Source organism: Streptomyces sp. ITFR-16, from assembly GCF_031844705.1.
In the GTDB taxonomy this organism is placed as follows: domain Bacteria; phylum Actinomycetota; class Actinomycetes; order Streptomycetales; family Streptomycetaceae; genus Streptomyces.
In genome coordinates this window covers 2,428,842-2,441,698 of record NZ_CP134609.1, presented here as the reverse complement: position 1 = coordinate 2,441,698, position 12,857 = coordinate 2,428,842, and the positions used below count along the sequence as shown (strand labels likewise).

Below are 12,857 nucleotides of genomic sequence, written 5' to 3'. Positions count from 1 at the left end.
CCCGGAGCCGCCGCCTGTGTGACGTCGCGTCAGGCGGGCCGCAGCCACACCGTCGCGAGCGGCGGGAGCGTCAGCGCCAGGCTCGTCGCCCTGCCGTGCGCGGATACGGCCTCCGGCTTCTGCGGGCCCTCGTTGCGCACGTCACCGCCGCCGTACCGGGCCGCGTCCGTGTTCAGGACCTCCTCCCAGGCCGCAGGGCCGTCCGGCACCCCGATCCGGTAGTCGTGCCGCACCACCGGCGAGAAGTTGCAGACGGCCAGCAGCGGGGCCCCCTGCGCGTCATGGCGCAGGAAGGCGAAGACGTTGTCCTCGGCCGCGTCCCCGTCCACCCAGGCGAAGCCCTCCGGCACGGTGTCGCGCTGCCAGAGCGCGGGCGTCGCCCCGTACACCGCGTTCAGATCGCTGACCAGCGTCCGCACACCCCGGTGGTCGCTCTCCGCCGCGTACGAGGGATCGAGCAGCCACCAGTCCGGGCCGTGGCCCTCCGACCACTCCGCGCCCTGGGCGAACTCCTGCCCCATGAAGAGCAGTTGCTTGCCCGGGTGGGCCCACATGAAGCCCAGGTAGGCGCGGTGGTTGGCCCGCTGCTGCCACCAGTCGCCCGGCATCTTGCTGACCAGCGACCGCTTGCCGTGCACCACCTCGTCGTGCGAGATCGGCAGCACGTAGTTCTCGCTGTACGCGTACACCATCGAGAACGTCATCTCGTGGTGGTGGTACTTGCGGTGCACCGGCTCCTTCGACACGTACTCCAGGGAGTCGTGCATCCAGCCCATGTTCCACTTCAGCCCGAAGCCGAGACCGCCGAAGCCGCCCGGGCCCACATGGTGGGTGGCGCGCGTGACACCGTCCCAGGCCGTCGACTCCTCGGCGATGGTGACGACGCCGGGGTTGCGCCGGTAGACCGTCGCGTTCATCTCCTGGAGGAAGGCGACGGCGTCCAGGTTCTCCCGGCCGCCGTGCTCGTTGGGGGACCACTCCCCCTCCTCGCGCGAGTAGTCGAGGTAGAGCATCGAGGCGACCGCGTCCACCCGCAGCCCGTCGATGTGGAACTCCTCGCACCAGTACGTGGCGTTGGCGACCAGGAAGTTGCGCACCTCGGTGCGGCCGTAGTCGAACTCCAGGGTGCCCCAGTCCGGGTGCGCGGCCCGCTGCGGGTCCGCGTGCTCGTACAGCGGACGGCCGTCGAACTCGGCGAGCGCCCAGTCGTCGCGCGGGAAGTGCGCGGGCACCCAGTCGACGATGACCCCGATCCCGGCCCGGTGCAGCGCGTCCACCAGGAAGCGGAAGTCGTCGGGCGAGCCCATCCGGGACGTCGGCGCGTAGAAGCCGGTGACCTGGTAGCCCCACGAGCCGCCGAAGGGGTGCTCGGAGACCGGCATCAGCTCCACATGTGTGAAGCCCAGATCACTGACGTAGGCGGGCAGTTGCTCGGCGAGCTGCCGGTAGGTCAGCCCCGGTCGCCAGGAGCCGAGATGCAGCTCGTAGACCGAGAGCGGCGCCTCGTGCACGGGCACGTCGCCCCGGTGGGCCATCCATTCCTGGTCCTGCCAGACATGGTGCGAGGCCGTGACCACCGAGGCGTTGGAGGGCGGCACCTCGGTGTGCCGGGCCATCGGGTCGGCACGCATGGTGTGCGAGCCGTCCGGGCGGCAGATGTCGAACTTGTACAGCGCGCCCTCACCGATCGCGGGGAGGAACAGCTCCCACACCCCGGTGGAGCCGAGCGAACGCATCGGGAAGCCGGTGCCGTCCCAGTAGTTGAAGTCCCCGCAGACACGGACCCCGCGCGCGTTGGGCGCCCACACAGTGAACCGGGTGCCGGTGACGCCCTGGTGCTCCATCGTCCGGGCGCCGAGCGCGGTCCACAGCTCCTCGTGCCGGCCCTCACCGATCAGATGCAGATCGAGATCGCCGAGCGCCGGCAGGAAGCGGTACGGGTCCTGGACCTCGATCTCGTTGTCCTCGTAGGCCACCAGGAGCTGGTACTCGGGCACCGCCGGCATCGGCAGCAGCCCGGAGAAGAACCCGTCGCCGTCGTCGTGCAGCTGGGTGCGCAGCCCCTTGGCCAGCACGGTGACACTGCGGGCGTACGGGCGCAGCACCCGGAACACCACCCCGCCGCGGATCTGGTGCGCGCCGAGCAGATCGTGCGGCGCGTGGTGCTCGCCCGCCAGGAGCCGTCCCCGGTCCGCGTCGTCGAGGGGCCGGGCCGGGCGCACCCCCTGACCGCCGGCGCTGCGGGGCCTGGGCGGGGCCGACCGCTTGGCGCGCTTGGCCGGGGGCGCGGCCGGAGCGGCGGACGGGGTGTCCGCCTGGGCCGGGGCGATGGTCCCGGTCGCGGGGCCCGCGACGGCCTCCGCGTGCTCGGCGGGGGCCGGGTGGGGGGCTGCGGAGAGGGGGGCCTCGGTGGCGGGGGGAGCCGGATCGGGGGCGTTGCGGGACGGCTTGCGGGCGGTCACAGGGACAGCCTCCTCGGGAGGTGTGGGCGGGGATGGAGCCGGGCGGGCGGAGCCGGGGCGGTGCGGGGGCGCCGGCGGGCGGTCAGTCGGCGACCGATGCCAGACGGTGGATCGCGGCCATCGGGACCGGGAGCCAGTCGGGCCGGTGCCGGGCCTCGTACAGCACCTCGTACACCGCCTTGTCGGTCTCGTGGGCGCGCAGCAGCTCGGGTTCGTCGCGGGGGTCGGCGCCCGCGGCGCGCGCGTAGCCCTCGCAGTAGGCGTCCCGGCAGCGGGCCGCCCACTCGTCGTTCCACGGACGGTGCGAGCGGGCCGCGTAGTCGAAGGAGCGGAGCATCCCGGCGACATCGCGGACCGGTGGCTGCGGGCTGCGGCGCTCCGGGAGCGGCCGGGCCGGCTCGCCCTCGAAGTCGATCAGTGACCAGAAACCGTCGGTCCCGCGCAGCGTCTGGCCGAGATGGAGGTCGCCGTGCACCCGCTGGGTGGCCCAGCTGCGCCCCCGCCGGCCGAGCGCGGCCACCGCGTCGAACGCGGCGCGCAGCCCGGGGACGTACGGCACCAGCTCCGGCACCGCGTGGGCGGCGGCCTCCAGCCGCTGCACCATGGCCGAGGCCAGCTGGTCGGTCCGGGAACCGCGCAGCGCCGGCGTGGGCAGGGCGGCGGCGAGCGAGGTGTGCACCTCGGCGGTGGCCCGCCCCAGCGCGTGCGCCTCGGCGGTGAAGTCCTGGCCGGTGGCGAGCGCACGCAGGGCGAGCTGCCAGCCGTCCTGCGCACCGCGCAGATACGGCTGCAGCACGCCCAGCGTGAGCCGCTCCGGGGTCGCGGCCTCGAACCAGGCGACGGGCGCGGGGACCCGGCCGCAGCCCTCGCCGGAGAGCGCGAGCGGCAGCTCCAGATCGGGGTTGGTGCCCGGGAACACCCGGCGGAAGATCTTCAGGATGTACGCATTGCCGTACACCAGCGAGGAGTTGGACTGCTCGGTGTCCAGGACCCGGGGGGCCAGGCCCTCCGGGACGGAGGCCGTTCCCCGGTCGAAGCGCAGGGCGCCGAGGCGGCCGGGGGTGCGCAGCCGCTCCAGCAGCAGGGTGGCCAGGCGCGGGTCGTGCAGCCCCTCGTAGACGCTCAGTCCGGCCAGCGGCCCGTCCGCCACCCGGCCGATGAGGGCAGGTGCGAGCGGGGGCGGCAGCGCGGGCCGTACGCCGAGCAGCAACTGGTAGCAGTCGATGGGCGGCTGGGCGGGCATGGTGGGCTGGTGGACCCGGACCAGCAGATGCAGGAGTCCGGGCCCGGTGTCGGCGGAGCCGGCGGGATCCACCGGCAGTATTTCGGTCGCCGAGACGAGCGAGAAGGCGGTGATGGGCCGCCCCTTGCCCGCGAACCACCGCTGCCGGGGCAGCCATTCGTGCAGCAGCGGTCCGAGAGACGGGAGCAGGGCTGTGCTGTTCGCCAGGGTGACCTGAGCGGATGCAGCCTCCGACATGGCATCGCGTCCTTTCCCCGGGCACACCACAGGATGCGAAGAGTGTCCCGGATTGCGGCATTGGCTGTCCGGCTGTGCGGGACGTGTCGGGTCAGGATGATCCGTACGGACTCGACATGTGGGGATCGAAACGCCAGGAGGATCCAGGAAGCTTCCTGAACACCCGGTATGGGGGGAGAGTGCCCCGTGCGGGGCGGCGGAAACCGCCCCGCGGTGGCGCCGGTGGCCCGGCGTGGGGTCAGCTCGGCGGCGCGTCCTTGCGCAGCCGGAACCAGTAGAAGCCGTGTCCGGCGAGAGTCAGCAGGTAGGGCCACTGACCGATGGCGGGGAAGCGCACCCCGCCGATCAGCTCCACCGGATGACGCCCGTTGAAGGATCTCAGATCGAGTTCCGTCGGCTGCGCGAACCGCGAGAAGTTGTGGACGCACAGCACGAGATCGTCCCCGTGCTCCCGGGTGAAGGCGAGCACGGCGGGGTTGGAGGAGGGCAGTTCGTTGTAGGAGCCGAGCCCGAACGCCGGGTTCTGCTTGCGGATCTCGATCATCCGCCGCGTCCAGTGCAGCAGCGAGGACGGCGAGGCCATCGACGCCTCGACGTTGGTGACCTGGTAGCCGTAGACCGGATCCATGATCGTGGGGAGGTAGAGCCGCCCCGGATCGCTGGAGGAGAAGCCGGCGTTGCGGTCGGGCGTCCACTGCATCGGGGTGCGTACGGCGTCCCGGTCGCCCAGCCAGATGTTGTCGCCCATCCCGATCTCGTCCCCGTAGTACAGGATCGGGGACCCGGGCAGGGACAGCAGCAGGGCGGTGAACAGCTCGATCTGGTTGCGGTCGTTGTCCAGCAGTGGCGCGAGGCGGCGGCGGATGCCGATGTTGGCCCGCATCCGCGGATCCTTGGCGTACTCCGCGTACATGTAGTCGCGCTCTTCGTCCGTGACCATCTCGAGCGTCAGCTCGTCGTGGTTGCGCAGGAAGATGCCCCACTGGCAGTTCTTCGGGATGGCCGGGGTCTTGGCCAGGATTTCCGAGACCGGGTAGCGGCTCTCGCGCCGTACCGCCATGAAGATCCGCGGCATCACCGGGAAGTGGAACGCCATGTGGCACTCGTCGCCGCCGGCCTGGTAGTCGCCGAAGTAGTCGACGACGTCCTCCGGCCACTGGTTGGCCTCGGCCAGCAGCACGGTGTCCGGGTAGTTGGCGTCGATCTCCTTGCGGACCCGCTTGAGGAAGCCGTGGGTCTCCGGGAGGTTCTCGCAGTTGGTGCCCTCGCGCTGGTAGAGGTAGGGCACGGCGTCGACGCGGAAGCCGTCGATGCCCAGGTCAAGCCAGAAGCGCAGCGCGGAGATGATCTCCTCCTGCACCGCCGGGTTCTCGTAGTTGAGGTCGGGCTGGTGCGAGAAGAACCGGTGCCAGTAGTACTGCTTGCGCACCGGGTCGAAGGTCCAGTTGGACGTCTCGGTGTCGACGAAGATGATCCGGGCGTCCTGGAACTGCTTGTCGTCGTCGGCCCAGACGTAGTAGTCGCCGTACGGCCCGTCGGGGTCCGTGCGGGACTGCTGGAACCAGTCGTGCTGATCGCTGGTGTGATTCATGACGAAGTCGATGATCACGCGCATGCCGCGCTGGTGCGCGGCGTCGACGAACTCGACGAAGTCGGCGAGATCGCCGAACTCCGGCAGCACGGCGGTGTAGTCGGACACGTCGTAACCGCCGTCGCGCAGCGGTGACTTGAAGAACGGCGGCAGCCAGAGGCAGTCGACTCCCAGCCACTGGAGGTAGTCCAGTTTGGAGGTGATGCCCTTCAGGTCTCCGATGCCGTCGCCGTTGGAGTCCTGGAAGGACCGCACGAGGACTTCGTAGAAGACGGCACGCTTGAACCAGTCGGGATCGCGGTCCTTGGCCGGGGTGTCCTCGAACGTGTCGTGGACGGGCTCATTGACGATCATGGTGTGGGTGACCCTCCGGTCGGCGGGGACGGTCGCAGGACGGCGATGTGCGCGGGCGTGACGCCCGGCTCCAGACGCACATAGAAGGTCCTGCCCCAGTGATAGGAAGTGCCGGTGAGCTCGTCGCGCACCGGCACGCTCTCGTGCCGGTCGAGGCCGAGTTGCGGCATGTCCAACGAGACGGTCGCCTCCTGGGTGTGGTGCGGGTCGAGGTTGACGACCATCAGAACGATGTTCGAACCGGAGCGCTTGCTGTAGACGATCAGGGCGTCGTTGTCGGACGAGTGGAAGTGCACGTCGCGCAGCTGCTGAAGCGCCGGGTGGCGGCGCCTGATCCGGTTGAGCGTGGTGATGAGCGGGGCCAGTGAACGGCCCTCCCGCTCGGCGGCGTCCCAGTCCCTGGGCCGGATCTCGTACTTCTCCGAGTCGAGGTACTCCTCACTGCCGTGACGGACCGGGGTGTTCTCGCACAGCTCGTACCCCGCGTACACCCCCCAGGTGGGGGAGAGGGTCGCCGCGAGCACCGCCCGTGCCTCGAAGGCGGGTCTGCCGCCCTCCTGGAGGTATCCCGGAAGGATGTCGGGGGTGTTCACGAAGAAATTGGGCCTCATGTACGAGGCGGTCTCACCGGCCAGTTCCGTCACGTACTCGGTGATTTCCTGACGGCTGTTGCGCCAGGTGAAGTACGTGTACGACTGCTGGAATCCGATGCTCGCGAGGGTGCGCATCATCGCGGGACGGGTGAATGCCTCGGCCAGGAAGATCACATCGGGATCGGTGCGGTTGATCTCGGCGATCACCTTCTCCCAGAAGATCACCGGCTTGGTGTGCGGATTGTCGACCCGGAAGATCCGCACCCCCTGGTCCATCCAGAACCGCAGGATGCGTACGGACTCCGTGACGATTCCGCCCATGTCCTTGTCGAAGGCGATCGGATAGATGTCCTGGTATTTCTTCGGCGGGTTCTCCGCGTAGGCGATGGTGCCGTCCGGGCGGTGGTGGAACCACTCGGGGTGCTTCTCCACCCAGGGGTGGTCGGGCGAGCACTGGAGGGCGAAATCGAGCGCGATCTCCATGCGCAGATTGCGGGCCGTCTCGACGAAGTGCCCGAAGTCCTCCAGCGTGCCGAGATCCGGGTGGACCGCGTCGTGCCCGCCCTCGGCCGAACCGATCGCCCAGGGCACGCCCACGTCGTGCGGGGCGGGGGACAGGGAGTTGTTGGGCCCCTTGCGGTGGGTCGTGCCGATGGGGTGGACGGGCGGCAGATAGACCACGTCGAACCCCATGGCGGCGATCGCCGGGAGCCGTTCGGCGGCCGTACGGAAGGTGCCGCTGATGATCCGGTCCGGGCCGGGGGCCGCCTTGGAGCCCTTGCGCGGCGGCTTCGCCGGTTCGGTCCTCGCGCCCTCGGAGCGGGGGAACATCTCGTACCAGGAGCCGTAGAGCGCGCGCCGGCGCTCGACCACGAGCGGCTGCGGGCGCGACGCCGTGACCAGCTCACGCAGGGGGTGGCGGGCGAGCACCGCGTCCGCCTCGGGGGTGAGCGCCGCGGCCAGCCGGGCGGAGGCGGGCCGGGACTCGTCGCGCAGGGCGTCGACCGCGGCCAGCACCGCCTCGCGCCCGTCCCGCTTCGGCACACCGCCTGCGGCCCGTTCGTACAGCTCGGCGCCCTCGGCGAGGACCAGCGCGGTGTCGATGCCCGCCGGGATCTTGATCTGTGCCGCATGCCGCCAGGTGGCCACCGGATCGCTCCAGGCCTCGACCTTGTACGTCCAGCGGCCCTCCGCGCCCGGCGTCACGTCCGCGCCCCAGCGGTCGGTGCCCGGAGCCAGCTCGCGCATCGGGGTCCACGGGCCCGGCCGTCCGTTCGGATCCCGCAGGACGACATTGGCCGCGACCGCGTCATGGCCCTCGCGGAAGACCGTCGCGGTGACCTGGAAGGTCTCACCGGCAACGGCCTTGGCGGGCCTTCTTCCGCAATCGACGAGCGGGCGGACGTCGAGGACGGGAATGCGACCGATCATGGAATCACCTGGGGACTGGAGCTCGGACTCAACAGGGCGCACAACGGGCGCGGAGGGCTGAACGCGCGCGCCGCGACGGTGGGTTTCCGTCCTTTCTAGCCGCTCTTTGGATGACTGGTGGGGTGGGGGCATGGCCGCTCCTGTCCGCGTTCACTCGAATGGCACTCGAAAGGATGGGGTGCGGGGTGGGAACCGATTGCATACGAACCGTGGGCCGATCGCCGGTGAACGGCGGATGAATCATGCGGTCACCCTTTCCGGGTGCCCTCAGGTGGCATCGGAATGCGTGCGTTCCGGGTACCGGAGAAGCCTTCCCACGGTTCTCGGTAGGCCAATCCGGTGGTGTGTTAACTACTCGGGCGTATCTGTGAAGGTCTCAATGCGCCGGGCTCTCCGCGCATACGCGGGATGACGGGGAGCCGGTGCGCGCGGGGCGCGCCGGGTGCCACAGGGCAGCCTTCCCTGTAGGACGAAGGGCCACAAGGCCGCGTGAGGGGAGGGAATCGGCCATAACCCCTGTGACGGATGTGTCTGGATCTGCGGATGGTGCGTCAGAAGGCCCCCGGGACCGGAGTGCGGGGGCGGCCGGAGTGCGGGGGTCGCACACCCCGGGGCGGCCGTGCGCCGTGTCCGGCGGAGGGCGCGCACCGCTACCGTCGAGGGTGACGGAGCGGCGCACACCGTGGTGCGTCCCCTCGGATTCGTACGTCCCCTGTAAAGGTGGAATACGTGAAGGCCATTCGTCGATTCACCGTGCGTCCCGTCCTCCCCGACTCCCTTCAACCGCTCAGCGACCTCGCGCACAATCTGCGCTGGTCCTGGCACACCGAGACCCGTGAGCTCTTCCGGTCCGTCGACCCGGCGGCCGGCCGGACGGCGGAGTGCGACCCCGTACGCCTGCTCGGTGCCGTGTCCGCCGGCCGGCTCGCCGAGCTGGCCGGGGACGAAGCGTTCCTGCACCGTCTCGGCGAGGTGTCCGCCGACCTCCGGGAGTATCTGGAGGGCCCCCGGTGGTACCAGGAACACCAGGCCGAGACCGGCTCACTGCCCGCAGCCATCGCCTACTTCTCACCCGAATTCGGGGTGACCGCCGCCCTCCCGCAGTACTCCGGCGGGCTCGGCATCCTCGCCGGTGACCACCTCAAGGCCGCCAGCGACCTGGGCGTCCCGCTCATCGGCGTCGGCCTGCTCTACCGGCACGGCTACTTCCGCCAGAGCCTGTCCCGGGACGGCTGGCAGCAGGAGCGCTATCCCGTCCTCGACCCCAACGAACTCCCGCTCACCCTGGTGCGGGAGGCCGACGGCACCCCGAGCCAGGTGGTGCTGTCCCTGCCCGGCGGCCGGACGCTGCACGCCCAGATCTGGCAGGCCCATGTGGGCCGGGTGCCGCTCCTCATGCTCGACTCCGACGTCGAGGACAACGCCCCGGGCGAACGCGAGGTCACCGACCGGCTCTACGGCGGCGGCAGCGAACACCGGCTGCTCCAGGAAATACTGCTGGGCATCGGCGGGGTGCGCGCCGTGCGGACCTACTGCCGGCTCACCGGCCACCCCGCCCCCGAGGTCTTCCACACCAACGAGGGGCACGCCGGCTTCCTCGGCCTCGAACGCATCCGGGAGCTCTCCGACGCCGGCCTGGACTTCGACTCCGCGGTGGAGTCCGTCCGCTCCGGCACCGTCTTCACCACCCACACCCCGGTCCCGGCCGGGATCGACCGCTTCGACCGCGAGCTGGTCGCCCGTCACTTCGGCGACGACGGCGAACTGCCGGGCGTCCCCGCCGACCGCGTCCTCCAGCTCGGCAGGGAGACGTACGAGGGCGGCGATCCCGGTGTCTTCAACATGGCGGTGATGGGGCTCCGGCTCGCCCAGCGGGCCAACGGGGTCTCCACGCTGCACGGCGCGGTCAGCCGGGAGATGTTCGCCGGCCTGTGGCCGGGATTCGACGCCCCTGAGGTGCCGATCACCTCCGTGACCAACGGGGTCCACGCACCCACCTGGGTCGCCCCCGAGGTCTACCGGCTGCGGGCCGGGTCCGGGCCCGCCCCGGGCCGCTGGGACTCCGCCGCGGAGATTCCCGACCGGCAGCTCTGGGAGCTGCGCCGCACCCTGCGCGAACAGCTCGTCAGCGAGGTGCGTGAGCGGCTGCACGCCTCCTGGCGCACCCGGGGCGCCGAGGCCGCCGAGCTCGGCTGGATCGACGGGGTGCTCGACCCCGGCGTGCTCACCATCGGCTTCGCCCGCCGGGTGCCCTCGTACAAGCGGCTGACGCTGATGCTGCGCGACCGCGACCGGCTGCGGGGGCTGTTGCTGCATCCCGAGCGGCCGATCCAGATCGTGGTGGCGGGCAAGGCGCACCCGGCCGACGACAGCGGGAAGCGGCTGGTCCAGGAGCTGGTCAGGTTCGCCGACGACCCCAGGGTGCGCCACCGCATCGTCTTCCTGCCCGACTACGGGATGGCGATGGCCCAGAAGCTCTACCCGGGCTGCGATGTCTGGCTGAACAACCCGCTGCGCCCGCTGGAGGCGTGCGGTACGAGCGGGATGAAGGCCGCGCTCAACGGCTGCCTCAACCTGTCCGTGCTCGACGGCTGGTGGGACGAGTGGTTCGAGCCGGACTTCGGCTGGGCCATCCCGACGGCCGACGGCTCCGCGCTGGACGAGGACCGGCGCGACGACCTGGAGGCGAACGCGCTCTACGAGCTGATCGAGGACCGGGTCGCCCCGCGGTTCTACGACCGGGGGAGCGAGGGGCTCCCCGAGCGCTGGATCGAGATGGTCCGCCGCACGCTGGGCACGCTGGGTCCCAAGGTGCTGGCCGACCGGATGGTCAGGGAGTACGTGGAGCGGCTGTACACCCCCGCCGCCGTCGCCCGGCGCACGCTGGACGCGGCGAAGGCGAGGGAGCTGGCCGGCTGGAAGTCCCGGGTCAGGGCCGCCTGGCCGGGGGTGGCCGTCGACCATGTGGAGGCGGTGACGCCGACCGGGTCCGGCGGCTCGGCGGAGCTGGGCGCCACGCTGGCGCTGCGGGTCCGGATCACGCTCGGGGCGCTGGAGCCCGACGACGTGGAGGTGCAGGCGGTGGCCGGCCGGGTGGACTCGGCCGACGCGATCTCGGACGCCCAGGTCTTCCCGCTGAAGCCGGCGGGCGGTCAGGACCTGGAGGGCCGCTGGCTGTACGACGGTCCGCTCGCGCTCGACCGCACCGGTCCGTACGGCTACACCGTGCGGGTGCTGCCCGCGCACCGGCTGCTGGCCAACGGCGCGGAGCTGGGCCTGGTCGCCCAGCCGACGGAGACGACGGGCGAGGGCGCGGGCGTGCTGATGCGCTGACGCCCCCGGCCCACCGGGCCCGGCACCCCTCGGGGTGCCGGGCCTTCGCGTTCCGGAGGGTCCGCCCATACGTCCGCCACACGGCCGCGTACATGTCCGTGCACAAGTCCGCGCACAAGTCCGTGCACAAGTCCTGAACACACCACCTTGACGTGTCCATGCGATGCCTTTAGGTTCCTCACTCATCGCAGGGTTCACAACTCGGCTCAATGTTCATACCTGTGAACTCATGTGCTCCTGAGCCGAGTTGCCGGACCTCCTCCGCACCGGAAGGCACCCCCACATGCGCACCGGAACCATCGGGCGCGGCCTCGGCCTCGCCACCGCCCTCGCGGCACTGATCACCGGCCTGTTCATGGCCCCGGCCTCGGCCGGCAGACCCGCACCCGCCGCCGCCCCGGCCGAGGCCGCCGCACCCGCGGCCTTCACCCACCCCGGCGTGCTGGTCAGCCGCCCCCAGCTCGACTTCGTCCGCTCCAGGGTGCAGGCCGGCGCCCAGCCCTGGAAGAGCGCCTACGACCAGATGATGGGCAGCAAGTACGCCTCGCTCAGCAGGACGGCCAAGCCGCGCGCGGTCGTGGAGTGCGGCTCGTACTCGAACCCCAACTACGGCTGCACCGACGAGCGCGAGGACGCGATCGCCGCGTACACGCTCTCGCTGGCCTGGTACCTCACCCAGGACAGCCGCTACGCGCAGAAGGCCATCGAGATCATGGACGCCTGGTCGGCCGTGATCCGGGACCACACCAACAGCAACGCCCCGCTGCAGACCGGCTGGGCGGGCTCCTCCTGGCCGCGGGCCGCCGAGATCATCAAGTACACGTACAGCGGCTGGCCGAACTCCGGCCGCTTCGCCACCATGCTGCGCGACGTCTATCTGCCCAAGGTCATCAACGGCTCGAACAGCAACGGCAACTGGGAACTGAGCATGACCGAGGCCGCGATCGGCATCGCGGTCTTCCTGGAGGACCGCACCTCGTACGACAAGGCCGTCGCCAAGTTCCGCGGGCGGGTCCCCGCGTACATCTATGTGACCGCGGACGGTGCGCTGCCGAAGACCGCGCCGGGCAGCGGGCTGGACACCCGCGACAAGATCATCAACTACTGGCAGGGCCAGTCCACGTTCATGGACGGCCTCTCGCAGGAGACCTGCCGCGACCTGACCCACACCGGATACGGCATCTCGGCCGTTTCGCACATCGCCGAGACCAGCCGGATCCAGGGGCAGGACCTCTATCCGGAGATCGCCGAGCGGCTGCGCCAGGCGCTCGGGCTGCACTCCAAGTACCAGGTCGGCAACCCCGTTCCGTCCTCGCTGTGCGGCGGGAGCCTCAAGGACAGCCTGGGGCCCGTCACCGAGGTCGGGTTCAACGCGCTGCACAACCGGATGGGCATCGCGATGACCAACACCCAGACCCTGACCGAGCGGCAGCGGCCCGCCGGGTCCAACAACCTGTTCGTCGCCTGGGAGACGCTGACCCACGCGAACAACCCGAACTGACGCCGAACCGGGCCCGGAGCCAACCCGGCCCGGGCCCGGACGCACAGCCGCCCGGGAGGAGTGGTCTCCTCCCGGGCGGGACGCCGCGTCAGCGGCGCTTCATGCGGTGGGG

Annotated in this window: 6 protein-coding genes; 2 read left to right on the top strand and 4 right to left on the bottom strand. The window is 70.9% G+C overall.

What is annotated here, in order from left to right; all coding sequences use genetic code 11:
• Nucleotides 1-29: 29 nt before the first annotated feature.
• The 4 genes from glgB to RLT58_RS10635 all read right to left on the bottom strand — a co-directional run bounded on the left by glgB (nucleotide 30) and on the right by RLT58_RS10635 (nucleotide 7,911).
• Entirely contained in the window at nucleotides 30-2,462 is a 2,433-nt protein-coding gene (glgB, locus tag RLT58_RS10650; protein WP_311310154.1) for a 1,4-alpha-glucan branching enzyme, read from the bottom strand.
• Nucleotides 2,463-2,544: 82 nt separating this feature from the next.
• Nucleotides 2,545-3,942: a maltokinase N-terminal cap-like domain-containing protein gene (locus RLT58_RS10645; protein WP_311310153.1), complete on the bottom strand. Its 1,398-nt coding sequence runs from the start codon at nucleotides 3,940-3,942 to the stop codon at nucleotides 2,545-2,547.
• 238 nt (nucleotides 3,943-4,180) lie between these two features.
• Nucleotides 4,181-5,887 carry a maltose alpha-D-glucosyltransferase gene (gene treS / locus RLT58_RS10640; RefSeq protein ID WP_311310152.1) on the bottom strand — a complete coding sequence of 569 codons (1,707 nt, stop codon included), beginning with the start codon at nucleotides 5,885-5,887 and terminating at the stop codon, nucleotides 4,181-4,183.
• On the bottom strand, nucleotides 5,884-7,911 hold the full coding sequence (locus RLT58_RS10635; protein ID WP_311310151.1) for an alpha-1,4-glucan--maltose-1-phosphate maltosyltransferase: 2,028 nt from the start codon (nucleotides 7,909-7,911) through the stop codon (nucleotides 5,884-5,886). Before RLT58_RS10635 ends, treS begins: the two co-directional genes overlap by 4 nt.
• Before the next feature lie 729 nt (nucleotides 7,912-8,640).
• On the opposite strand from RLT58_RS10635, the gene glgP reads away from it, so the two are divergent.
• Together glgP and RLT58_RS10625 are read left to right on the top strand one after the other, a co-directional pair.
• The gene (glgP, locus tag RLT58_RS10630; RefSeq protein ID WP_311310150.1) at nucleotides 8,641-11,244 is read left to right on the top strand and encodes an alpha-glucan family phosphorylase; all 2,604 of its coding nucleotides are present in this window, start codon (nucleotides 8,641-8,643) and stop codon (nucleotides 11,242-11,244) included.
• 283 nt (nucleotides 11,245-11,527) lie between these two features.
• Nucleotides 11,528-12,745 (top strand): alginate lyase family protein, encoded by a 1,218-nt coding sequence (locus RLT58_RS10625; protein ID WP_311310149.1) that lies wholly within the window; start codon nucleotides 11,528-11,530, stop codon nucleotides 12,743-12,745.
• The last annotated feature ends 112 nt before the right edge of the window (nucleotides 12,746-12,857 follow it).

What these genes read in the sequence shown, in the direction of transcription:
- treS (WP_311310152.1), bottom strand. Translation starts at nt 5,887, where the DNA reads ATGATCGTCAATGAGCCCGTCCACGACACGTTCGAGGACACCCCGGCC.
- RLT58_RS10645 (WP_311310153.1), bottom strand. Translation starts at nt 3,942, where the DNA reads ATGTCGGAGGCTGCATCCGCTCAGGTCACCCTGGCGAACAGCACAGCC.
- RLT58_RS10625 (WP_311310149.1), top strand. Translation starts at nt 11,528, where the DNA reads ATGCGCACCGGAACCATCGGGCGCGGCCTCGGCCTCGCCACCGCCCTC.
- RLT58_RS10635 (WP_311310151.1), bottom strand. Translation starts at nt 7,911, where the DNA reads ATGATCGGTCGCATTCCCGTCCTCGACGTCCGCCCGCTCGTCGATTGC.